The following is a 23,270-nucleotide window of genomic DNA, read 5'->3' on the forward strand; positions in this document are numbered from 1 at the left end:
GCAAACGTCAGGCACGCTCCAGCCGCGCGCCGTGGGCGGCTCAGGCGCCCAGGTCGGCGCCCGCCACCCGCAGGTCCACTTCCACGCCCGAGGCCGGATAGCGGCGCTCGACGCGGCCGATGCCCGACCAGCCCAGGTCGATCAGGCGCGAGCCGAAGCCCGTGCGTTCCGGCGCCGCGACCGGCGGGCCGCCCGCTTCGCGCCAGCGGATCACCAACCCGTCCGCGTCCAGCTCCCACCGCAGCGAAACGCTCCCGTCGGGCACCGACAGCGCGCCGTACTTGATCGCGTTGGTGGCCAGCTCGTGCAGCACCAGCGAGAGCGCGACCATCGTGCGCGGACCGAGCGGCACGTCGGGGCCGGCAAGCACGATGCGGTCGCCGTAGGGCGACAGCAGCGTGTCGATCATGCGCCGCATCGGCGCGGCGCCCCAGCGCTGCTGCAGCAGCACGTCGTAGGCCTCGCCGAGCGCGCGCAGCCGCGCCTGGAAAGTGTCCATCCCAGGATGGCCGGTGAAGCTGCGCGCGGCGATCGCCTGGACCATCGCCAGCGTGTTCTTCAACCGGTGCGCGAGTTCGTCGCGGAGCATTTCCGCTTCGCGGTGGGCGCGGACCATGGCCGTCGTCTCGACCACCGTATCCATCACGCCGCCGACGCGGCCGTCGGCCATCCGCACCGGATGGTAGGAGAAGGTGAACCAGCCCGGCTCCGGGCGCCCGAACCGGTCGAGCTCCACCTCGAAGTTCTCGATGTAGGTCGGCACGCCCTGGTACGCGCGATCGGCGATGGGACCGAGCACGTCCCAGGCCTCGGCCCAGATCTCGCGGAAGCTGCGCCCCAGCGCCTCCGGCTTGTTGCCGAGGATCGGCCGGAACGCGTCGTTGTAGATCGTGGTGAGCGAAGGCCCCCACATCAGCGCCTTGGGGAACCCCGACTCCAGCACCAGGCCGGCCGCCGTGCGCAGTTCCACCGGCCATTGCGCGATCGGCCCCAGTGGCGTGGAGGCCCAGTCGAATGCCCTCACCCGCTGCGCCATGCCGCCCCGGTCGGGCACCCAGGCAAGGCCGGGCTGGCTGTGTTCCGGTCGATTCACGGATGCTCCGGTTGCGGTCGGTACGCGCGCCACCCCATGCGCGCGCAAGTCCACAACATGACATGAAGGCATGCCGTTGGGAATGCCATGGCGGCGGACGCGACCGGCGAGCGCGGGACAGATCTGCACGCCCTTGTCATCGTCATTCTTTCGATATATCGTTTTCTCACACTAAAGATATATCGGAAGAATACTCATGCACCTGCACCATCGGTTCTTCAGGGCGATGCGCCACCACTACCACCCGGGCCACGGCTGCGACTGGGACGGTGACCGGCATCCGCGCCACGCCGGCCGCGGTCCGTTCGGCGGACGCCACGGCGGCGACGACGTCTTCGGTTGGGGCGGCCTGCGCGGCGGCGGCGGTCGTCATGGCGGCGGCCGGATGTTCGGGCATGGCGATCTCAAGCTGCTGCTGCTGGCCCTTATCGAACAGCAGCCGCGCCACGGCTACGAGCTCATCCGCATCATCGAGGACATGTTCCACGGCCAGTACACGCCCAGCCCCGGCGCGATCTATCCCACGCTGACCATGCTCGAGGAGATGGGTCACCTGGAGATCCAGGACGCCCAGGGGAACCGCAAGCTCTACGGCATCACCGATGCCGGCCGCGCCTTCCTGGACGAGAACCGGGACGCGGTGGAAGCGGTCACCGAGCGCACCGAGCACAGCGCCCGCATGGCCGCCAAGATGGCCGCGCCGATGACGGTGCGCAAGGCGATGCATGCGCTCAAGCACGCGTTGCTGATGCGCACCGACTGGGACAAGGAAGAAGCGCAGCGCGTCGCCGCCATCCTTGATCGCGCCGCCACCGACATCGCTGCGGGCAGGAAGCGCGGATGAGCGGCCCCGTCACCCGGGCGGCAGTCAGCGTCGTGGGCGACGCTCCGCCGACGCCTCCACACGCGCACCAACGCCTCCGCAGGGAAGTCATGCTGCGCACGCTCGAGGTCCTGCGCGTGGAGCGGCTCACGCCACACATGCAGCGAATCACCTTCGGCGGCGATGGGCTGCAGGGCTTCCACAGCGGCGCGCCGGACGACCACGTCAAGCTGTTCTTTCCCAACCGTCTCGGCGAGTTGGTACTGCCGGCCATGGGGCCCGAGGGGCTGGTTTTCCCGCCGGGACGCGAGCCCTCGCCCATGCGCGACTACACGCCGCGCCGGCATGTCACCGAGCGCAACGAGTTGTGCATCGACTTCGTGCTGCACGGCGACGGCCCGGCTGCGCGCTGGGCCGAACACGCCGCGCCGGGCCAGCGCGTCGGCCTGGGCGGCCCGCGCGGTTCATTCGTCGTTGCCGACGACTTCGAGCGCTACGTGCTCGTCGGCGACGAAACCGCTCTGCCCGCGATCGGCCGCTGGCTGGAGGAAATGCCTGCCGGCATGCAAGCGACGGTGTGGGTCGAGGTCGCCGATGCGCGCGACCGCCAGCCGCTGTCCACGCGCGCGCAGGCCCGCATCCTCTGGCTGGAACGCGACCCTGCCGCCGCCGCGGGGCAAGGCGCGCTCGAACACGCGCTGCGCAGCTTGCCGACCGGCCAGGGCGACACGTTCTACTGGATCGCAGCCGAATCCACGCGCGTCCGCGCCATGCGCCAATGGCTGGACCAGCGGGGCGTGTCCAAGGACTGGATCAGGGCAACCGGTTACTGGAAGGCCGGATCGTCCGACGCTCCGGCCTGACCATCGACCATCGACCATCGACCGGACGACCGGACGACCGGACGACCGGGCCGATGCTGCCGGCTTACCTCTTTGCTAACGGCAGGAGGCGCATGGTCGGGCGACGGGCACGGGCACCCGCCGTCATTCCTCCGTGTCTGCGGTCTTCCCATCGTTTCGCCACCGGCCACTCCGGCCAGGAGCCTTCCATGCCGCACAAGCAACGCCCGGTTTCGGTCGCCGACATCCACAGCATCTACGGCGGCAAGCAGCCCGCCGCCAGGCCGCAGGATTCGGCAACCTACCGGAAGGCATCGTTCTCGGTCCGCGAGGCGGACCATCCTGGCTCGCCGCCGCCGCGCCTGCCTCCGGACACCAAGCCGCGCAACCGCTGACGACGCTCGCTGGCGCATCCGCAAGCTGGCCCGTCGGGATCCGGCACGTCCGAACACTGGTTTCAGAGGCAGGTCCGCAACGTGTCCCCATTCTCCGATCCGCAAGCGGTCGCCCGGTATGCCGACGGCCCCGTCAGGCTCGTACCCGGTTTTCATGCGCTTCAGCAGATGGCAGCGTTGCTGCTCGCCGAGTTCGTGCCCGCGGATGGACGCGTTCTGGTACTCGGCGCGGGCGGCGGCCTGGAGTTGAAGGTGTTCGTCCAGGCGCAGCCGTCGTGGCGCTTCGTTGGCGTCGACCCGTCGGTCGAAATGGTGAAGCTGGCCAAGGCCACGCTGGGGTCGCTCGCCGCGAACGTCGACCTCGTCGAGGGCTACGTCGACACGGCGCCGGAAGGTCCCTTCGATGGCGCCACCTGCCTGCTCACCCTGCATTTCCTGCCTGCCGCGGAGCGCCTGCACACGCTGCGGGAATTGCGGCGGCGCCTGAAGCCGGGTGCGCCGCTCGTTGTCGCGCACCACAGCTTTCCCCAGGGCGGCCGCGAAAAGGCGCGCTGGCTGCATCGATACGCCGCCTTCGCCGCATCATCCGGCGTCCCGCCATCCGACGCCAGGCACGCGGGCGATGCGATAGGCACGCGGCTACCGTTGCTCGACCCGGAGCAGGACGTCGCGTTGCTGCACGAAGCGGGCTTCGAGGCGGTTGAACTGTTCTATGCAGGCCTGACGTTCAAGGGCTGGATCGCATACGCAGCTCCGTAGCAAGGGCGTTGCACCCGCTCCACCCGGGGTTCACGACGCCGATGCCACAACAACCGGGTCGCCTTCGCGGAGCCACCGGTTGAGCCTCAGGGAATACGATCGCAAGCGGCGTTTCGACAGCACGCCGGAACCACGTTCGGAAGGTTCGGCGGCGAACGGCGGGCGGCCGATCTTCGTGGTGCAACTGCATCACGCCAGCCGCCGTCACTACGACTTCCGTCTGCAGGTCGGCGACACGCTGAAGTCGTGGGCCTGCCCGAAGGGGCCGAGCTACGACCCGAACGTCAAGCGCCTGGCGGTGGAAGTGGAAGACCACCCGATCTCGTACGCGAAGTTCCAGGGCGACATCCCGGCAGGCGCCTACGGCGGCGGGCATGTCGACACCTTCGACAGCGGCGTGTGGTCGACCCCGTACGACGCGGAGGCGCAACTGGAAAAAGGCCACCTGCGCTTCGAGCTGTTCGGCACCCGGCTCAAGGGCAGTTGGCACCTGGTGCGCAGCGGCAAGCCGGCGAAGCAGCCGCAATGGTTCCTGATGCACGACAAGGACGCCTACGCCAGCGACGTGGAAGCGGACGACCTGCTCGACGCACGCATGATCGCCAGCACCAAGGCGGCCGCCGGCCGCAGCGGTGGCGCGAAGGAAGTGGCCGCCACGCTGGACACGCGCAAGCGCAGGAAGGTGCCGGTCGCCGGACACCGCACCTCTCGCGCGGCCAAGCTGGCGGCCGGCGCCGAAGGCGCGAAGAAGGCCAAGGCCAGCGGCGAGTTCTTCAAGCCCGAGCTGGCCACCCTGCGCGAGAATCCACCCGTCGGCGAGCAATGGCTGCACGAGGTGAAGTGGGACGGCTACCGCATCCTCGCCACGGTCTACAAAGGCGCGGTCGAACTGTGGTCGCGCAACGGCCTGTCATGGACCGACAAGATCCCCGACATCCGCCAGGCGATCGAATCGCTCGGGCTGGACTCGGCGCGGCTCGACGGCGAGCTGATCGCCCTGGACGCCAAGGGGCAGTCGGACTTCAACGCACTGCAGAAGACGCTCTCCGGCGAGGCCAATGCGCCACTGGCCTACATGCTGTTCGACCTGCCGTTCCTGGAGGGCCATGACCTCTCCGGCACTCCGCTGCATGCACGCAAGGCGATCCTCGAAGCGCTGCTGGAAGACGCGCCCGCGCATCTTTCCTACAGCAGCCACGTGATCGGCAACGGCGACCAGGTGTTCGCGATGGCCAGCGCGCAGAAGCTCGAGGGCATCCTCAGCAAGCGCGTGGACTCGCGCTACCGGCCTGGCCGTGGCGACGACTGGCTGAAGATCAAGCGGGTGGAGTCGGACGAGTTCGCGGTGGTCGGCTACACCGCGCCCAAGGGTGGGCGGCAGGGCTTCGGCGCGCTGCTGCTTGCGAAGCCGGCGCCAGGCGGCGGCTGGCATTTCGTCGGCCAGGTCGGCAGCGGCTTCAGCCACCGGCAGTTGCTGGAACTGAGCCGCACGCTGGCCACCGGCGGCGGCAGCAAGCCGAGCGTGCGCAATCCGCAGGATGCGCCGCGCGCGGTCAAGTGGATCGAGCCCACCGCGGTGGCCGAAATCAACTACCGCGGCATCGGCAACCAGGGCCTGCTGCGCCAACCCAGCCTGAAGGCCATGCGCCCGGACAAGACGCCGGGGGACCTGCGCGACAGCGATCGCGCCGCACCCTCGCCCGAGCCGCCTGCGACGAGGCGCAAGACGACGAAACGCAAACCGGCCGCGGCCGAGCCGGCGGCCATCACGATCACCCATCCCGATCGCGTGGTGTACCCGGCCGACGGCTACACCAAGCAGGACGTGGCCGACTACTACCGCGCGGTGATGGACTGGTTCCTGCCCGGCGTGCTGAACCGTCCCACCTCGGTGATCCGCTATCCGGACGGCATCGACAAGCCCTCGTTCTTCCAGAAGCACATTCCCTCCGGCGGCCTGAAGCACGTCGGCAGCGTGAAGCTGAAGGAAGAAACGGGCGCCGCGGCCGTCTACCTCTATCCCGAGTCGCCCGAGTCGATCATGGAACTGGTGCAGTACGGCACGCTGGAGTTCCATCCCTGGGGCGCCAGGGTGGACACGCCGGACCTGGCCGACCGCGTGGTCTTCGACCTGGACCCCGGACCGGACGTGGGCTGGGAACGCGTGGTCGCGGCGGCACGGCTGGTGCGCAAGCTGCTGGCCGACCTCGGCCTGCAGTCGTTCCTGCGCACGACCGGCGGCAAGGGCCTGCACGTGGTGCTGCCGCTCGATCCGCCGTCGGACTGGGCGACGGTCAAGCAGTTCGCGCAAGGTTTCGCCAATGCGCTGGCCGGCGCCCATCCGCTGGAGTTCGTCGCGGTCAGCACCAAGTCGTTGCGCAACCGGAAGATCTTCGTCGACTACCTGCGCAACGGCCGCGGCGCCACCGCCGTGGCGTCCTACTCGCTGCGCGGCCGTCCCGGCGCACCGGTGGCGGTGCCGCTGCGCTGGGAGGAACTGGGCAGGATCAGGAGCGGCGCGCAGTTCGACATCCGCAGCCTGCCGGCCCGGCTCAAACGCCTGCGCAAGGACCCGTGGGCGGGCATCGACGGGGTGAAGCAAAGCCTGGACAACGTCATCGAGAAGCTGGGCGACTGACGACCGCGATGGTTCCCCTCACTTCTTCGCAGAGGAGTGGAGCGACAAGTGACAACCGCTCCTGCGAACGAACAGCAGTGCGGACGCGCCCTGCTCTACGATGCGCAGTCCCGCGCAGCTGCAACGCGCAAGCCCAGGAGATCGCCCAACGTGCCGCACTATTCCGGCCCCCTGCTCACGCGCCCTGTCGCCGATGCCTTGCTCGCCGCGCGGGAGGCGAGCTCGAACGAGTGGCAGGGCTCGCTGGACCTGGAGCGCTCGCGCACCCGCGCGCAGCTGCAGCCGGACGCGTGGCAATGGCTCGGCCGGTCCTACCCGTACCCCGACAGACTCAAGGACCGCACCATCTACCACTGGGACGGCGAATCGTTCGAGCCGGTGTCGCGCTACGCCGGCTCGCTGATCAAACTGGTGCCGACCGAATGGGGCACGCCCACCTTCGAGATCGACGGCATCAAGATGCTGCCGACGGCGAAGCAGTCGCCGCTCGAGGATGCACGCGCGAAGGTGGCGCTGGTCGAACCGCGCGGCAAGGTGGTGCTCGATACCTGCGGCGGGCTGGGCTACTTCGCCGCCTGCTGCCTGGAGGCGGGCGTGGCGCGCATCCATTCGTTCGAGAAGAACCCCGACGTGCTGTGGTTGCGCACGCTCAACCCGTGGTCGTCCGATCCGGACGCCAGCGATGGCCGCCTGCGGTTGGCCCATGCCGACATATCCGAAGCGATCACGCAGATGGCCGACGCTTCGGTCGACGCGCTGCTGCACGACCCGCCGCGCTTCGGCATCGCCGGCGAGCTCTACTCGCAGGCGTTCTACGGCCAGCTCGCGCGCGTGCTCCGCCGCGGCGGCCGCCTGTTCCACTACACCGGCAGCCCGAACCGGCTCACCAGCGGCCGCGACGTGCCTCGCGAGGTGGCCAGGCGACTGGAGCAAGCCGGCTTCAAGGCGCAGCTGGCGCTCGATGGCGTGCTGGCGATACGACGTTAGCGCCGGCGCTCATGCGCCGGGTCGCATCCGCCCGGCGCAGGATGCAGCACAATCGCCGGCATGCGTGGGCGACGGCGACAGCGCAATCACGCCCGCGTGCGATGAAAGGCCACCAGCGCGTTGGCGTGGCCATGTCCCATGCCGTGCTCGGCCTTCAGCCATGCCACCTGCTCGGCGTGTTTGCGCTCGCCAAGGCTGGCCAGCAGCTCCAACCAGTGGCTGACCGGCTTTCCGTAGCGCTGCTCGATCGAGGGGAAATACGAGGCCGGGCCTTGCACCCTGGTCTGCTCGCTCATGGGAAATCTCCGTCCATCAGGAAGCGGCCATCAGCCGCGGGCGCAGGAACGACGAAAAGCAGGCGGAGGAATCGACAACCGGCCCCAGATTCAGGCCCGGGCCATCGCGCCGTCGATCTCGATATCGCCCATGACGCAATTGCGGCCGGCGCGCTTGGCGCGATAGAGCGCCGCGTCCGCCTCCTTGCAGAGCCGTTGCAGTTCGTAGCCGGAGGTGTCCGTCGAGGCCAGGCCCACGCTGGCCGAGACGGCGATGGCGCAGTCGTCGCCACGGATCGGCATCTCCGCGATCGCCGCACGGACGCGATTGGCGATCTCCATGCCCTGGTGCCGCGAGCACTCGTGCAGCAGGATGCCGAACTCCTCGCCGCCCAGCCGGCCGAACACGTCCGACGGGCGCAATTGCTGCTGGCAGACGGCGACCGCGCGCTTGAGCACCTCGTCGCCCATCGCATGCCCGTGGGTGTCGTTGACGCGCTTGAAGTGGTCGAGGTCGAACACCACCAGGCAGGCATGGCCGACCCGCCTCTCCAGCGTCTGCAGGGCGCGGCCCGCCTGGCCGACGAAATGCTGGTGGTTGAGGATGCCGGTGAGGCTGTCCTGCCGCGAGAGCTTCTTGAAGCGCAATTGCGAGCGCTTGAGCCGGAACAGCCACAGCACGATGGAAGCGAGGCCCAAGAGCAGCAGCACGATGTAGAGCCGGCTGGTCTCAACCGCCTTGGTGTCCAGCGCCTGTTGCAGGCGCAGGATGTTGTTCTGCTTGCTCAGCCTTTCCGTTTCGAGCTTCTGGGCAAGCGTGTGCTGCTGGACCACTTCATAGGCCAGCGTCCGGGCGCTGATGTCATCGAGGTAGCCCTTGTCCTGGACGACGTATTTCTCATAGTAGGCTAGCGCGGCCGCATCGTTGCCCTGCCTCTTCGCGATCCGGTAGAGCACCTCGTAGGCCTCAGCCAACAGCTCGTCGATGCTGCCGGGTTTGACCATTGCCGCAGCGGCGAGGGCGGCGGCTCTCGCGTCCTTGTCGCGACCGAGCGCGGCCAGCGCCTGCGCGCGCTGCACCTTGGCCGACAGGATGTGCGGATAGTATTCGCTGGCACGGATGCCAGCGGAGAGTCGATCGAGCAGCGCCAGCGCCGAGGACGGCTTGCCCTCTTCCAGATAGAGGCTGACCAGGACCAGTCGCATCGTATGGGTGAAAACCGGCTGCCCGGCGACCTCGCACACGCTGATGGCACGCTGCAGTTCCGGGCTGGCCGAGGTCAACCGCTTGCCGTTGTACAGCGCAGCGACCTCTCTCGAAAACGGCCGGCACAGATCCTCGCCGGGCGGCATGGCCTGCTCGGCCATGCGTGCGTACTGGATCGCCAGATCGGTCTGGCCAGCCAGGTTGAGCATCTGCGACAGGTCCGACAGGAGCAGGAATCGAGCCTGTGGATCCTTGATCCGGACAAGGCCGGAGGCCTGGCTATTGGCCAGGGTGAACGCGTCTTCGTAGCGGCGGTTGAGCGCCAGATTGTTCAGCAGCAACCCCGACGCCTTCGCTGCCAGCACGTCGTTGCCGGAGTGCTCGATGATCTCGCGCAGCCGCGTTTCCGAGGAGGCGTAGTCGCCCTCGAACATGGCTTCCCAGGCATCGAGGTAACGCAGCTGCCATTGCTGGGCCGGCGTGAGAGGTGGTGCTTCACGGTGGATCCGGGTCAGCATCGCCACGAATTGCGGGTGGTCCCGGGTCCGAAGACCTTCAGCCTGTTCGAGAAACGGACCCGGATCCAGGGCAGGTGCACCGGCATGGCCAGCCTGAGCGAGCAGGCACCAAGCCAGCCCAGCCCATATGGGCCAGGCGCGGACGCGGCTTGATGGCCGGGTCATGGCGAAGTGCCCTGGCAGACTAGGACTTGCTGCCGGGAACAGGAACCTCGAGCGGCTCGTCTTCTGCCGGCTCCTCGTCTTCGCGGGCAGGCATCTGGCTGACCTGCGGCGACTGGTTGGGGAATTGACCGAATTCCGCCGCGAGCTTCGAGCTGTCGCCCGATGCGGCCGCCGCAACCAGCGCCGCGGACGCCTGCGCGCGCTCAAGCAGTTGCGCCATCTCGCCAGCTGGCGTGTGGCGCAAGGTGGCGTCGCGGCCGATCGCTTCCAGCAGCTCGATAGTGTCTGTCATCGTTGTTCCCCTGTGCGTGGCAGTAGCGAAGACCCCGTATGGGCCCCCTGATTCGGAACGTGTCCGTGTGGGCCGCCCCCCGGCGTCCGTTCGGACCCTGTCCATTATTATGCGATTGATCCGGCCTGCTCCATCGAATCCAGTTCAGCAAGGCGCGTGTGCATGGCCCGGTTCGGCCTGAGCGGAAAGGCCGGAGGAAGCACCAGCGTTTCCTCCGCGCTCATCGGCACGTGGGGAAGGTCACGCAGGGCGACGCGCCTGATGCCGGGATCCTCGATCGGAAGGGTGGCAGCCCGGTAGATGATCACCTCATGTTCCGGCGGATAGTCCTGGACCAGCAGGTCGACCAGCAATTGGCGGTAGGCCGGGCCGGTTGCGAACCGCCCGAGCGAGCGGTCGCCGACCAGCGCGACCTGCCACAGCACCAGGTAGCCGGTGGGATCGATGCGCCGCTCATAGAACAGCAACTGGCTTGCCTCGAAGTGCTGGCAGCCGAAGCGGCCCGGGTCGATGCCGAGGTCGGCGTACAGGCAATCCTCGGCGGACACGCCCGGTTCCATGTGCGCCTGGAAGCCCTCGGCGCGGGCCGCCTCGATGGCCTTGTGCGGCGACCAGGCGAAGATGCCCGGGTGCCCGTAGAACACCCCGCACACGCGCTTGCCGGCGCGTACCTCGGCCATCATCAGCTCGACCCATTCCCGATAGGTCTGCAGGCGCGATTTGCCTTCGCGGTAATAGGGCTGGAGGCTGCGCACGTCCGGGTGCATGCGCTGCAGCCACAGCTCCACGATGCCGTCGGAGAGCCCGGCGAACACCACGTCCGCCTGCTCGATGTGGCTGCGCGCCAGCGGCGTGAGGTGCGAGCCGAGGGTCATGCCCATGCCGACGCAGGCAAGGCTGCCGCGCCGCGTGTCGTTGGTCGCCAGGGAAGCGGGATTATTCATGGCGCGATAGTAGGGGAACTGCGGCGGAGAACGCGATCGCGGCCATCGTTGCAGGTGGTCCGGCGGCGGGCCGGAAGGCTCACGGGGTGTGCTGCACCTCGGTCGGGCCGCCGGATGCCAGCGTGCCGGCGGGCATACAGGGAAACCGCCGTGATGGCGCCGGACGGCGGGATGACTTTTCGCACGCGTGCGCCCGCGCTGGGCGGGGCAGGATCGTTCCACCATCGATCCCAATGGAATGCCATGCGCCACGCCATCCTCATCGTCGCCGGCCTGTGCGCGCTCGCCGCCGGTGCGGCGCGCGCCGACACTGCGAAGGCGCCGGACCTTTCCGCGCAATCGTGCGGCCTGGCCACGCCCTACGACGTGCGGATCGATGACGCGGGCGTCTGGCTACGGCGCGACGGCGGTTCGCCCAGCGAGATCTTCATCCACGACGGCTCGCTCAGCGTCGACCGCCAGCCGCAGCCCATCGACGACGACGACGCGCTGCGCCTGCGGGAGATGGAGCAGGAAGCGCGCGTCCTGATGCCCGAGGTCGCGGGCATCGCCCACGATTCGGTCGAGCTCACCTTCGATGCGCTGGCCGGGGTGATCCGCACCATGACCGGGAGCGAGCGCAAGGCGCGCCGGATCGAAAGCCATCGCGACCGCGCGCTGGACGACATCAGAGGCAGCCTCGGCGAAGGCCGCTGGAACCAGCAGGAGTTCGCCGAAACGTTCGAAGCGGACGTCACGCAGGCGGCCGAGGAAGCGGCCCACGGCCTCGTGCGAAGCGCCTTGTGGGCAGTGTTCACCGGACGCGCGCACCGGCTGGACGAGCGCGCCGACCGCGTGGACCGTGAAGTGGACAAGCTGGTCGAAGCACGCAGCGCCGTGCTGCAGCGCCAGGCCCAGGCGCTCTGCGCGCGGGTCGACAAGCTGCGCCAGTTGCAGGATGCGCTGGACTACCGCTATGCCGGCGCGCCGCTGGTGATGATCGAACCGCGGCCGGCGGACACGCCGCCAGATGCCACCGCGATCGCCGGGCACGAGAGCCGCTGACGCCCGCGCGCACGCGCCCGCCGGGACCTCCGGCGGCCGCCTCGCCCGCTCCTGCTTCAGGGCGAAACGGCGGACTCGGCCGGCTTGCCCGACACCCGCGCGATCAGGCCCCGCGCGAGGAACAGCTCCACGCGATCGAGCGGGATGCGGTCGCCGGCATCGCCGCCGTAGTAGGCCTCGGCGATGTTGCCGTGCTCGTCGATCAGGAAGTCCGCGGGCATCAGGTTGGTGGTGTTCAGGCCCGCAAGTCCCACGATGCGCAGGCCCTTGATCAGCGTGGGCACGCGCGTGACGATGCCCTTGAGCTTGCGCCAGAGCGAACGCTCGATGCCGTAGGTTTCATGGGCGTGCGAGGTCGGGTCGGCGATCACGCTGAACGGCCTGGGCTTGCGCGCCACGAAGCGTTGCACCGCCTCCGGCGTCGAGGTGAACACCGCGACGATGTCCAGGCCCAGCGCCTGCAATGCCGCATGCTGGCTGGTCAGCTCGTAGATGCGGAAATTGCAGAACGGACAGGCGGCGTCGCGAAAGAAGCACAGCAGGGTGCGGCGCCCGGATCCGCCGATGTCGACGCGCTTGCCGTAGATGTCGACGAAGTGCAAAAGCGGTGCCTTGGAGGGTGCGTTCAGTCTCATCGGAATTCCCCTGTTCCTGGCTGGATCGGACTACGTGTGGCTGCCGTGGCAGGCCAGCACCGTGGGTGCTTCGAAACCGGCCATCGGTTGCGCGGAGGGGCAGGCCTGGCCAGCACCACTGCCGTACGGGAACGATCAACCGGCTTCATCGACCACTGCCACCGGCTCTTCCGCGACCACGCGCCTCGCCTGCGGCAAGGGCGGCGGCACATCCACGCGATGGCGCCGGACGAACGTCGACTTCACGCGTTCGGACTGCCACAGGTAGCCCGACCACAGCGCCACGCCGACAGCAGCGCCGACCGCTTGCGATACGTCCTTCGGATTGACCGTGATGGTCGGCAGCAGCTTCGCCAGCAGCAGATCGCCGACCTGGATCACCAGCGCCACCGCCAGCAGCACCATGGCCACGCGCGGAAAGCTGCTGCGGCACCGGAAGAACAGCACCAGCAGCAACACCGAGAACACCAGCTGCGCGATCGCCGCGGCCAGCTCGAACAGCAGCAGGGGAGCCCACAGCGCGTTGTACGACGGGCCCCCGTAGGTGGTCAGCGCCGTCCACTGGTCGACCGACATGACGTGCACCAACTGGATCAGGGACGAACCGAACACCAGCGGCCGCAGCAGCAGCACCAGCGCCAGCACGACCAGCCAGCCGCCGATGCCGACCAGTTGGTTGCCGCGATCCAGCGCCGGCGGCGGGTCGTAGCGGTAGACGCGCCGGGCCAGCCATACGAAGAACCCGAGCATGGCGAGTGCGAGCAGCGCGACCGGCCAGTTCATGCGGTCCAGCCCGGATGCCCTGGGCACCGACGGCCCCGCCAGCGGCTTGTTCCACCACAGCTCGTAGCCTGTCTGCTCGCGGGCGCGTTGCAGGTTGGCGAGGTAGCGCGGCATGTCGGCCGCCGCGACCTCGTCGGTGAGCGTCTGCAGATGCTGGGTGATGACCAGTCGCAGGCCATCCAGCTTCACGCTCCTCTCGTAGCGGAACGCGGGGTCGGCCACCGTGGTGGTTTCCGCCTTGACCGGCCAGGTTTCCGGCAACAGGATCTCGGTGCGCTGGCTCACCTCCACCGGGAAGGCGATCTGCAGCGGTGCGTTGCGGATGGTCACCCGCGGATCGCGCAGCGATTCGACGATGTCGGGCGTGTAGATGTCCGCCACCTTGCCCTTGCCGTCGGCGGCGGGCTTGGCCATGTCGGCGATGGTGTAGTTCTCGGTGGTGGTGATGCGGTTGCCCGGCTTGTCGTCGCGCACCTGCATCGGCGCGGCCACAGCGATGTGCGGATAGTCGTTGGCGTAGAAGTTGAGATAGCGCTTCTGCAGGTCGTCCAGGCTGTTCGAGGACAGCGCCGCGCGCAGCGATTCGGCCGGCCCGCCGCGGGTGACGGTTTCCACCGTGTAGCGCACCGGCTTGTCGAGGCCTGCGCTGGCATCGAGCACCACGTGGATGTCGCGCGCGACGGAGGGCGCATCCGGCTGCTTCATGGCAGTGAGGCCGGTACTGCGCGCATCGACGACCAGCGCCAGCCCGTAGTCCGGCTGGTAGAGGTGCGCGAGGTCGGCCAACTGCGTTTCGCGGGTCGGGTCGAGCCACCAGGTGCGCTCGCCGATGCGCGCCTGCACCAGCACGTGGTCGAACACGCCGGGGCTCGGCAAGCGGTCGGCGATGCCACGTCGCAGGCCGGTGTTGACCAGCGCCGCGTGGGCCTCGATGCCGAGCCGCTGCAGCAGGGTCAGCGTGAGCAGCGTCTTGTCCTTGCAGTCGCCGAAGCGGCGCGCGAAGACCGTCGCCGGGGGAGTGGGCGCATGCGAGTTCTGGCCGATCTCGATGCCCAGGTAGCGCACCTCTCCCTGCACCAGCCGCAGCGCGGCCAGCATGCGCTCGGCCGCCGTGGGCGCGCTCGCGCGGATGCGTTCGACCTGTGCCTGTAGCGCCGGGTCCAGGGTGGCCGGTGGCTGGTAGAGCGGTTGCGCCCAGCGGGCCACCGCCGCCCAGTCGGGAAATTCACTCCAGGCGACCTCGGCGTAGGGCGAGTACCAGTCCGGCGCGCCCTCCTCCACCGTCAGCGCGGGCGCGTCGGCCACGTTCCAGCGGTAGTCGCGCAACCCATCGTGCTCGCTCACCACCGCCGGCGTCGCGGTGTGGCGCTGCGCCAGCGTGAGCTTTTCGCCCTGCGGCACCAGCAGCCGCGCGCGGATGCGCGCCACCGGCGTGCCGTACTGCAACGCGACCGCGCCGAAGTCGCGCCCCTTGAACACCGGGTTGCGGCCGATCCGGCTGTAGGCATAGTCGACGGTGTCGCCCACGCGGACGTCGTCCAGGAACACGTTGAGCGTCTTGCTGCCGTCGTAGATCCGCGCTTCCAGGCCGGCCTCGCGCTGGAGGACATGGATGCGGGCGGTAGCGAGCTTCGGGATCACCCGGCCGTTACGCACGATGTCTATCGAGTGCAGCACCAGCGTCTGGTAGGACGGATCGAACGGGATTTCGATGTCCGCGATCGATTCGACGCCGCTGGCGTTGAGCGCCGTGCTGACCAGCCGGTGGTAGGCCACGCGCTCGTTCTCCCCAGCCAGCACCTGGCTGTCGGACAACAGGTAGGCGACCCCGTCGCTGCTCTTGCCCCGTTGGGCCGCCGTGGCGATGCCGGGCTTGCCTGCAACCACCCAGGCCGGTACCGGACCGACGGTGTACTCAGCGGCCTGCCCGAACGAGGGCGCCCATGCCGCCACCCCGACCAGCGCCGCCAGCAGCCACCGCCCGGCACCCCGCCACACGCCCACAGCACCGCGCACGGGGTGCGCCCCATACCTGGCCAATGTTCCGCTCCGGTTTTCCCCCAGGGCCCCGATGCTAGCGGATCGCCATCGCCGGGCAAGATCCCGGCGCGGCAGATCAGATGTAGCCGAACAGCGGCGGGAACACGATCACCACCAGCGCCGCCCAGCCGGCATAGACCGGCAGGTAGCCGGTCTGCCAGCGCTCCAGTGCACCGAACGATCCGCGCGCCCGCAGGAAGCGGATGTACAGCACCGCCGACCATGCCAGGTTGACCAGCAGGATCACGTTCTCGCCCAGCGCGGCCACGCGGTTGGGAGTGAAGCCGAACTCGGAAATGCGCGCGGCGATGGCCGACAGCGCCACCGCATCGGCCAGCAGCGCACTGATCACCAGCACCACGCGCACCACGTCGAACACGCCCGGCGGCGAACGCGGATCGCGCGCCGAGATGGAATACAGCAGCAGGCACAGCACCAGCGCCAGCAGCACGTCGAAGGCGATCAGCACGTTGCGGTCGATCGGCAGCCCCTGCCCGGCGAACAGCCAGATGCCCAGGAACGCGATCAGCACGGCCGCGAACATCGGCGTGAACAACTGCGTGAGCACCGGCGCCATGTTCTCGATGACGCTCTGCTTGGCTTCCACCAGCCATGCCGCGACCAGCACCGCGCCGGTGGCCCCGCAGGGCAGCAGCCAGTACTGGAAGAACGGTTCGACCTTGATCCCGATGGCCTCGAAGATCATCGCCATGAAGGCCATCAACACGGCGCCGCCCAGCGCGATCAGCGCGTAGTAGATGAACAGCTCGCCGGAGAAGCGGATGAAATCCATGCGGCCATCGACCTGGTTCCAGCGACCGCCGGCGTAGGTGATGCCCACGACCAGCCAGAGCGCGATCGGCAGGTGCAGGACGGTGAGCACCAGCGTGTCGCCGCGGGGGGCGAACGGGTAGGCATTGGCGAACACCGCGGCCAGCGCGAACGCCACCGGCAGCCAGCGCAGCGTGGCGGGCGCGAGCCTGCGTTTCCACGCGAAGTATGCGGTCAGCGGGAGCAGTACGAACAGGCTCACGTTGCGCGCGTAGAAGTCGGCATCGGCCTGCAGGTCCAGCCCGAACAACGCCGGCAGCTTCATCAGCACGGCCGCGATGATCGCGCAGCCGAACGCGGCGACCGCGTCGCTGCGCACGGCCGACGCGGCGGCGGTATCGACGCCGGGCATCACCAGTTGCTTCCACAGCCGCTCGGAATGTTCGCGCGCGAACTCGCGCGAGATCGCATCGAGGTCGCCCATGCGCTTGACCGCGATCAGGAACGCCTCGTCGGTGGCAAGCCCCGCTTCGGTCAACCCGGCGATCTGCTCGCGCAGGTGGTCCTCCAGCTCCGCCACGTCGACGGCCTGGATGGCGCGCCGACGGGCCAGGTAGCTGCGCCAGCGGTCGATCTGTTCTTCCAGCGAGAGTGCGTTGGCCGGCGTGGTCATCGGAGAGCTCCTCCCAGCAGTGGCGCGGTGCGTGCGATCGGGATGGAAAGCGCGTGCCAGATGCCGCGCAGCGTCGCGTCCACCGCCTCCCATTGGCGGCGTTCCTCGGCGAGCTGCTTACGGCCCCCGGACGTGATGCGGTAGTACTTGCGGCGGCGGCCGCTTTCGGCGACCTCCCAGCGGGCCTCGATATGGCCGAGCCGCTCCAGCCGGTGCAGCACCGGGTAGAGCATGCCGTCGGTCCATTGCATGTGCCCGCCGGAGAGCTCCTGCACGCGCTTGAGGATCGCGTAGCCGTAGCTGTCCCCCTCGGCCAGGATCGCCAGCACGATCGGGGTCGAGGAAGCGGCCATCAGGTCCTTGCTGAAATCCATGGCGTCGCCTGGCGAGTGGCGGGATGGGTGCAGGTACTTACCTGGCAGCACTATACATTGCTGTGCAAGGTATTCAAGCGGATCCCGTTGAATTGCCTGCCCATCGACATGCCATGAGCAGCGATTTGCCAGGCAACCGGCATGCCCATGTATCCTGCGCGCCGGCCCGTAGCGGGCCGCACGCCCACGGAAGGGATGACGATGGCAGGCGGGATGCGCAGCTCGTGGCAGCAACTGGAACACCAGGTCGCCAGCACCATCGCGAGCGCGCGCGACGAAGCCGGGCTGCTGCTCGCCCGCACCGATTGCCTGCGCCGGGCACTCGCACAGTCCGAGGGATTGGCGGTACGCGAGATCCTGCGCGAGTTCCATGATCTCGAACTGGAAGACGTCATCGGCGGCATCGTCGCGATCCTCCGCGAATGCCTGCTGGTGATGGTCGCCACCACCGGGGGAGGCGCGCTCATCGGCGGCATCGCAGGCGGCCTCGGCGGCGCGGGCGTGGGCGCCCTGCCTGGCGCGGCACTGGGCGCCACTGCCGGCGCGCAACTGGGCGAGTGGATCCTCGCCTTCATGGGCCTGGAGGCCATCGCCACCTACATCGTGCGCGACATGCCGCGGATCGTGCGCATCTACTGGCGAGGCATCCAGGAAGCCTGGCGCGCCGCGCGGCCAGCGTCGCTGCCACGGCAGGCCGTGCACGAGGACCACGCCGCGATCGGCCGCGCCGCGCAGACCCTGGCCCGCGGCCACGTGGCGATGTTCGTGCTGTTGCTCGTCGGCATCGTGGCCTATCTGTCCAAAGGGCGCGGCAGTGTCGGCGAACTGGCCCAGAGCGTGCGCGCCAGCAAGCTCGGGCCGAAATTCTCCCGGTGGCTGGTGAAGAACGAGGGCAAGCTCAAAGCGGAACCACGCTTGCAGCCCGCCGAGTCACCGGTCGCCACGGGAAGCGCGACCGATGCACCACGCGCATCGCCCCCAGTTCGAAAAGCACGCCCCAAGGACGCCGGCACATCAGGCACGAAAACGCCCCCTGCCAGCGACTCCAAAAAGCCCTCTGCTGGCGGCAAATACGGAAAGGTCCCGGAGAGCATCTCCACCTCGAGCGGTATTTCCATTCGGCCGTCCGAAGGAAAGACAACCACTGTGTTGGGCAGCTTTTCCTCGGACATGAACGGCATCATCAACGGCCAGCTTGCCTATCCGAAGACGACGAACTTCGGCGCAAAGCCGGGCGGATTCAACGTCCTGAACGTTCCTGACTCCATGTTCAGCACCCGGACGCCCGAACAGTTCTGGACACAGGTGAACGCGCCCTTCCTGGATGCGGCCATGCGTCGCGGCGACCCCATCTATATCGCAACGCGACCGACTCTGGACGTGCTCGTCAAGCAGGATGGGAGCCTCACAGGCTTCGGCCGTGAAATGCAGTACCTGGCGAAAAATGGCTACCGCTATGATGCAAGTACGGGTTTGATGGCCAAACCGGGAGAATGAAATGATCGAGCCCTACGGCACGGCCCTGAAATCCGCATTACAGGACCTCAAAGGCCTCGGTTTCACGGTGGAAGACGACCAGGATTACCAGGCCGTGTTGTCTGACGGTTCCATTGGGCTGGTGATCGGTACCGAACAGTATTACCACCCCTCCATTCGTGCGAACGTGACCGACCGGAACGGCAAGGTATACGAACTCGGCATGGCGCGACGGATATTGGCGAACCGCTCCTTCGAAGCCGACATGCACGAGCTCGATGCAATCAGGAAGAAGTACAGGCTGGACTCGATCCTCGGCTCGGACCTGCCGCGGTCCAGCGGCCTTTTCATCTACGCGAAGGTGGCGATGACGCAGTTGATCCAGTTCGCCTCGAAATTCGACGGACTGGCATCCGGACGGTCGGACTTTCCTGCCGAATACGCGGCGAAAGAACGTGACCTCCTGAAGTCGCTCGGTCTGTAATGGTCAGCGACTTCATCGTCGTCCGATTCAATGGTGCCAGAAGCGAACAAGGACGATACATCGCGTCGGTCCTGCTGCTGGACCAGATCAACGACCCGGCATTCCATCCGAAGGCGTTCGAGTGGACGCACGAAGGTCGGGTGTACACCCGACCTGTCGATGGCAGCGCTACCTTGACGGCTCAACCGCTGCCGGATGGACAAGGCATCGTGGTGCTTCAAAGCGCCGATCGATTCGGTAGCGACAACGTAGTGGTGCTGAGTCCGCCCGGCGAAATTCGCGCACGCATCACCAATCCCTATCGGGACTCGAATTTCTTCGTGCCAGGAGACAGCTGTTGTTTCGATTCGATTGGCGTGGGCGGCGGGAAAATTGTCCTGGGCATCCAGGTTCGACGCCATCTCCAAGGCAAACCGCGCGACGCGCTACCGCTTTATGAGGCCCACTACGATCCTGCGACTTTGAAGCTGACGAAGCTGGAGTGGGTGCCTTGGACGTGAGGCATCCGCGCTTTGCCCCTTCCGAAACCAGGCCAGACACCATGCGGATAGAGTGCAACGGCACCACGCATTCCACTCCACCAATTGCCGGACGGGTTTTGCCTTGACGCTTCGCATGGAGCCGAAAAGCCCGACGCGCTAACTTATACGGTCGCTGGATCCCGGGGCCTTCGACCAGAAAAGACCTGGGTGGTGATTCAGCCCACTATCGCCCGCTGGCGGCGTAAAAAAAAGGCGCGACGAACCCCCTCGCCCGAACGACGCCAGCCCTACCGGCGCGGTGCGATGATCTGGCTCAGGTAATCCGGCGTGCCCTCCACCCGCACCAGGTGCGGATACTGCAGGCCACCGTGGTAATCCACCGCCGCGGTCCGGTAGCCGCCCTGGAACTTCAGCAGCAGCTTGATCGGCTCCTTGCCGCCCTTTGCCGCCGCGATCGCGTCCTTGAGCACGTCCTTCGAATAGTCCTTGCCGTTCACCGCCACGATCGTGGCGCCGGTGCTCACGCCGGCCCTGAAGGCCGGACCGTCCCAGCGCACGTCGTTGATCTCGCCATCCGCGCCCATGGTCAGGCCGATCGACCAGGTGACGTTGAACAGGTGGCGCGGCGATTGCGGCCGGCTGTCGTACTGCTTCTCGTAGGCGCTCGGCTGGTCGGTGTAGACCAGCTTCCAACCGGTGCCTTCGAGGCCGTCCAGCAGCGGCGGGTCGAGCGTATCGACGTGCGCGCGCAGGAGGCTCGCCCAGTCATAGGGCGCCACGCCGTTCAGCGCCGCCACCACGTCGTCGAAGGTGTAGGTCCGGGTGACGAAGCTGCCGTTGTCGACGCCGAAGAAGGCGCGCGCGAAATCGTCCAGCGACTTCTTGTCATGCGTGAGCGAGCGCAGCTTGGCGTCCACCTCCAGCCAGACCATCTGCCCCGCGCTGTAGTACTCCTCGCTCATCTGCCAGCTGCGGTACGGCAGGCCGGTGCGGTGCGCGGCGGTCGGGTCGTTGGTGGTGTCCTCCAGCGTGCGCCACTGGAAGCCTTCGCGGTTGCGGTCGTAGTTCGCCGCGACCATGGCCAGCGCGTCGCGGAACTCCTGCGGCGACCACATGCCCGAGCGCGCAGTCAGCACGAAGCCCCAGTACTGGGTCTGTCCCTCGTACACCCATAGCAGCGAATCACCCATCGGCACGTTGAAGTTGGGCGTCCACAGGTCGGCCGGTCGGCGGAACTTGCCGTTCCACGAATGCGTGTACTCGTGCGCAAGCAGGTCGCGGCCGGGCGCGGAGTCCGCCCAGGCGGTGAAGTAGTCGGCGCCCAGGCCGTTCTCGCTGGACTGGTGGTGTTCCAGGCCATTGCCGCCCAACTGGTCCGACAGCGAGAACAGGAAGTCGTAGTGGTCGTAATGGTGCGAGCCGAACAGCTTGGCCGCCTGCGCCACCAGCGCGCGATGCACCTTGACCTGCTCCGGCGTCATCTCGAGGTATTTCGGCGCATCGGCGACGATGTCCAGGTGCACCGGCGCACCGCCCGCGGGGGTGAGGTCGACGCGCTTGAAGTACTGCCCTGCATAGATCGGCGAGTCGACCAGCGTGTTGAACGGCACCAGCTTGAAGGTCGTGGTATCGCCCGAGCGCGAGGCCGTCTCCAGCGCGCTGCCGAACTGCCATCCCTGCGGCAGGGTTACGCTGGGCTTGAAGGTAATGCCACGCGAAAAATGGCCGGCCGGATACAGCGCCACCTTGTTCCACTCCAGGTCCAGCATGCGGTCGGTCATCTCGTAGCCGCCGTCGCGGCTGGACAGGTACTGGAAGTCCACGTCGACCGAGGAGACGCCGGCTGGAACGTCGAGGTGGAAGGCATATACGTCGTACTTGTCGCGCGTCCACTTCAGCGGTTTGCCGTTGGCACTGACCCTGAGCCCCGCCAGCATGGCGACTGGACCGCTCGGCGAATGGTCGCCGGGGATCCACTTCGGATACAGCAGCGTCAACGCGCCCGGCTGCACCGGCACCGTTTCGTGGACACGGAAGATGCCCTGCGCTGTGTCGCTGGCATCGACGTGGATCGCCACCGTGCCGGGATAAGGTGTGTCCTGCGGCGGCGGCACGTCGGCACTGCGCGACTGCGCGCAGGCGGTGCCTGCAGCGAAAGCCATCGACACGGCAAGGGCCAGCGCCGGAAAGCGGCGAAGCCTGGCGACCGGCGAACCAGTGGGAGTGGCACGGGACATGGGAGCTCCGACAGCAGGTGGGCAAGCCCCGGAACTTAGCACTCCGTGCACCCGTGGGCATCCGCCGGAAGCCAGCCTCCAAAGTGAACGCAGGATCGTGCGCCTTTTAGGTCCCTTCCCTACTGCGCGCCGCTGACGGTGGTCAGCCAACAAAAGCTTTTGGGACCATCCTGCACACTCGTAGCACCGCCTGCCGAAGTCAGCAGGCGTCCTGTTCCGGGAGGGACACGGCAGAACCGGAAGTGTTCTAATCCGTCGCGTTGACCCAGGCCGGCAAACGCCACAGGAGGAGCCATGGCCAGCAAGAGTCCCACCGATCCGTGCTGGCAGTACGTCTCAGCCGCGCTGGACAGGGCGTCCGCGGTGTCCAGGCAACATGGCTATGCGTGGCGCGGCTCGTCCTGCGGCGTGGTCAGCTACATCGCGTTGATGTGCATCATGTGGAACCGCAACTGGGACGACAAAAAGGATCCCGCCTGGGCGGTCGACGGCCTGCCGCCGATCACTTCCAAGGTCAACGACATCAACCTGGCCTACGCCGATCACTACCTCGACCGGCGCACCCACTGCGGCCTGGGCATGGGTCGGCTGCAGGCCACCATCCAGATGAATACCTACGACGCGGTGAAGAAGGTGGCGGTCGGCTTCGTGGGCATGCGCAACCACGCCGGCGACAAGCCGTTCGACGCCTTCTACCGGGAAGCCTGCCCGCCGATCGGCAACGCCCTGCAGAACCTGATGCGCGAGAACAAGTGCAAGCCCTTGTCGGCGCCGGGACCGGGCGAGATCGGCTGGAGCAAGCTGGGCATCACGGATGGGGAGCGCGATTTCGAGCTCAATCCGGGCATCGACAACTCACCCGCGTGGCTGCCGCTGGTGAAGCAGCGCGCCACGATCTACGTCCCGCCCGAATGCCATTGACCATCGTGTGCGCGGCGGTTCCTTGGCGGGACTGTCTCCGCGGATAACCTGCCTGCGCGCGTCCCGAGTCAGATGCGCCCGATCCGACCAAATCCTATTCGGCCAGGGAAGCTCAATCGACCTTCTGCAAGGCGCCACCCTTGTGCATGGCAATGTGGTCGGTCTTGTCGCTCTTGATCTCGTACTGCGGGTCCTCTTCGCTGCAATGGCGCGTGTGGCCCTTGTACTGGGTATCGTGCGTGTGCACCTTGGTGATGGTGCCTTCGACGTGGCCGGCTTCGGAGTTCCAGCGCACGTGGTCGCCCACCTTGAACTTGTGCTTCATGGTTCTCTCCCTGGCCGCCTTTTTGGACGGCGATCGCTATGCGGTGCGACGAACATGGTCGCGCGCAAATCACCGCCATGCCAATGC

22 protein-coding genes are annotated in these 23,270 nt (G+C 67.6%); 11 read left to right on the top strand and 11 right to left on the bottom strand.

What is annotated here, in order from left to right:
• Nucleotides 1-40: 40 nt before the first annotated feature.
• Nucleotides 41-1,093, bottom strand: coding sequence for a sensor histidine kinase (locus AAIL17_RS02275; protein WP_424681186.1), 1,053 nt, complete (start codon nt 1,091-1,093; stop codon nt 41-43).
• A gap of 196 nt (nt 1,094-1,289) precedes the next feature.
• Between AAIL17_RS02275 and AAIL17_RS02280 the strand changes: the two genes are divergently transcribed.
• The 6 genes from AAIL17_RS02280 (at nt 1,290) to AAIL17_RS02305 (ending at nt 7,537) form a co-directional block, all read left to right on the top strand.
• Entirely contained in the window at nt 1,290-1,937 is a 648-nt protein-coding gene (locus AAIL17_RS02280; RefSeq protein ID WP_424681187.1) for a PadR family transcriptional regulator, read from the top strand.
• Nucleotides 1,938-2,026: 89 nt separating this feature from the next.
• Nucleotides 2,027-2,779 carry a siderophore-interacting protein gene (locus tag AAIL17_RS02285; protein ID WP_424681188.1) on the top strand — a complete coding sequence of 251 codons (753 nt, stop codon included), beginning with the start codon at nt 2,027-2,029 and terminating at the stop codon, nt 2,777-2,779.
• A gap of 188 nt (nt 2,780-2,967) precedes the next feature.
• Nucleotides 2,968-3,153, top strand: a complete 186-nt coding sequence (locus AAIL17_RS02290) for a hypothetical protein (protein ID WP_424681189.1) — start codon at nt 2,968-2,970, stop codon at nt 3,151-3,153.
• Nucleotides 3,154-3,234: 81 nt separating this feature from the next.
• Nucleotides 3,235-3,912, top strand: a complete 678-nt coding sequence (locus AAIL17_RS02295) for a class I SAM-dependent methyltransferase (RefSeq protein WP_424681190.1) — start codon at nt 3,235-3,237, stop codon at nt 3,910-3,912.
• Between the two features lie 79 nt (nt 3,913-3,991).
• Nucleotides 3,992-6,550 (top strand): DNA ligase D, encoded by a 2,559-nt coding sequence (gene ligD / locus AAIL17_RS02300; protein WP_424681191.1) that lies wholly within the window; start codon nt 3,992-3,994, stop codon nt 6,548-6,550.
• A 150-nt stretch (nt 6,551-6,700) separates the two neighbouring features.
• Nucleotides 6,701-7,537 carry a class I SAM-dependent methyltransferase gene (locus AAIL17_RS02305; RefSeq protein ID WP_424681192.1) on the top strand — a complete coding sequence of 279 codons (837 nt, stop codon included), beginning with the start codon at nt 6,701-6,703 and terminating at the stop codon, nt 7,535-7,537.
• Between the two features lie 86 nt (nt 7,538-7,623).
• Here AAIL17_RS02305 and AAIL17_RS02310 read toward each other — a convergent pair whose 3' ends face one another.
• From AAIL17_RS02310 to AAIL17_RS02325, 4 genes are all read right to left on the bottom strand, one after another.
• The gene (locus AAIL17_RS02310; RefSeq protein WP_424681193.1) at nt 7,624-7,833 is read right to left on the bottom strand and encodes a DUF4287 domain-containing protein; all 210 of its coding nucleotides are present in this window, start codon (nt 7,831-7,833) and stop codon (nt 7,624-7,626) included.
• Nucleotides 7,834-7,923: 90 nt separating this feature from the next.
• Complete coding sequence (locus tag AAIL17_RS02315) at nt 7,924-9,702, bottom strand: GGDEF domain-containing protein (RefSeq protein ID WP_424681194.1); 1,779 nt, start codon at nt 9,700-9,702, stop codon at nt 7,924-7,926.
• Between the two features lie 19 nt (nt 9,703-9,721).
• Nucleotides 9,722-9,994: a hypothetical protein gene (locus AAIL17_RS02320; RefSeq protein ID WP_424681195.1), complete on the bottom strand. Its 273-nt coding sequence runs from the start codon at nt 9,992-9,994 to the stop codon at nt 9,722-9,724.
• Nucleotides 9,995-10,101: 107 nt separating this feature from the next.
• Nucleotides 10,102-10,938, bottom strand: coding sequence for an SAM-dependent methyltransferase (locus AAIL17_RS02325; protein WP_424681196.1), 837 nt, complete (start codon nt 10,936-10,938; stop codon nt 10,102-10,104).
• 243 nt (nt 10,939-11,181) lie between these two features.
• On the opposite strand from AAIL17_RS02325, the gene AAIL17_RS02330 reads away from it, so the two are divergent.
• A complete protein-coding gene (locus AAIL17_RS02330) occupies nt 11,182-11,982 on the top strand; it encodes a DUF2884 family protein (protein WP_424681197.1) in 801 nt (266 codons plus the stop codon).
• A gap of 56 nt (nt 11,983-12,038) precedes the next feature.
• Here the strand turns inward: AAIL17_RS02330 and AAIL17_RS02335 are convergent, their stop codons facing one another.
• From AAIL17_RS02335 to AAIL17_RS02350, 4 genes are all read right to left on the bottom strand, one after another.
• The gene (locus tag AAIL17_RS02335; protein WP_424681198.1) at nt 12,039-12,617 is read right to left on the bottom strand and encodes a redoxin domain-containing protein; all 579 of its coding nucleotides are present in this window, start codon (nt 12,615-12,617) and stop codon (nt 12,039-12,041) included.
• Nucleotides 12,618-12,752: 135 nt separating this feature from the next.
• On the bottom strand, nt 12,753-15,416 hold the full coding sequence (locus tag AAIL17_RS02340; protein WP_424681199.1) for a DUF3857 domain-containing protein: 2,664 nt from the start codon (nt 15,414-15,416) through the stop codon (nt 12,753-12,755).
• Between the two features lie 100 nt (nt 15,417-15,516).
• The gene (locus tag AAIL17_RS02345; RefSeq protein WP_424681200.1) at nt 15,517-16,884 is read right to left on the bottom strand and encodes a permease prefix domain 1-containing protein; all 1,368 of its coding nucleotides are present in this window, start codon (nt 16,882-16,884) and stop codon (nt 15,517-15,519) included.
• Nucleotides 16,881-17,258, bottom strand: coding sequence for a PadR family transcriptional regulator (locus tag AAIL17_RS02350; protein WP_424681201.1), 378 nt, complete (start codon nt 17,256-17,258; stop codon nt 16,881-16,883). The genes AAIL17_RS02345 and AAIL17_RS02350 overlap by 4 nt, the downstream gene beginning before the upstream one ends.
• 195 nt (nt 17,259-17,453) lie before the next feature.
• On the opposite strand from AAIL17_RS02350, the gene AAIL17_RS02355 reads away from it, so the two are divergent.
• Genes AAIL17_RS02355 through AAIL17_RS02365 form a run of 3 tightly spaced genes read left to right on the top strand, consistent with a single transcriptional unit; the run spans nt 17,454 to nt 19,718 of the window.
• Entirely contained in the window at nt 17,454-18,755 is a 1,302-nt protein-coding gene (locus AAIL17_RS02355; protein WP_424681202.1) for a DUF6861 domain-containing protein, read from the top strand.
• Nucleotide 18,756: 1 nt separating this feature from the next.
• A complete protein-coding gene (locus AAIL17_RS02360; RefSeq protein ID WP_424681203.1) occupies nt 18,757-19,218 on the top strand; it encodes a hypothetical protein in 462 nt (153 codons plus the stop codon).
• Nucleotides 19,218-19,718: a hypothetical protein gene (locus AAIL17_RS02365; RefSeq protein WP_424681204.1), complete on the top strand. Its 501-nt coding sequence runs from the start codon at nt 19,218-19,220 to the stop codon at nt 19,716-19,718. Before AAIL17_RS02360 ends, AAIL17_RS02365 begins: the two co-directional genes overlap by 1 nt.
• 269 nt (nt 19,719-19,987) lie before the next feature.
• Here AAIL17_RS02365 and AAIL17_RS02370 read toward each other — a convergent pair whose 3' ends face one another.
• A complete protein-coding gene (locus AAIL17_RS02370; protein WP_424681205.1) occupies nt 19,988-21,937 on the bottom strand; it encodes a M61 family metallopeptidase in 1,950 nt (649 codons plus the stop codon).
• Nucleotides 21,938-22,231: 294 nt separating this feature from the next.
• On the opposite strand from AAIL17_RS02370, the gene AAIL17_RS02375 reads away from it, so the two are divergent.
• Nucleotides 22,232-22,858 carry a hypothetical protein gene (locus AAIL17_RS02375; RefSeq protein ID WP_424681206.1) on the top strand — a complete coding sequence of 209 codons (627 nt, stop codon included), beginning with the start codon at nt 22,232-22,234 and terminating at the stop codon, nt 22,856-22,858.
• 112 nt (nt 22,859-22,970) lie between these two features.
• Here the strand turns inward: AAIL17_RS02375 and AAIL17_RS02380 are convergent, their stop codons facing one another.
• The gene (locus AAIL17_RS02380) at nt 22,971-23,183 is read right to left on the bottom strand and encodes a DUF2945 domain-containing protein (protein ID WP_424681207.1); all 213 of its coding nucleotides are present in this window, start codon (nt 23,181-23,183) and stop codon (nt 22,971-22,973) included.
• Nucleotides 23,184-23,270 lie beyond the last annotated feature (87 nt).

The organism is Frateuria sp. YIM B11624, from assembly GCF_049727805.1.
In the GTDB taxonomy this organism is placed as follows: domain Bacteria; phylum Pseudomonadota; class Gammaproteobacteria; order Xanthomonadales; family Rhodanobacteraceae; genus Frateuria_A.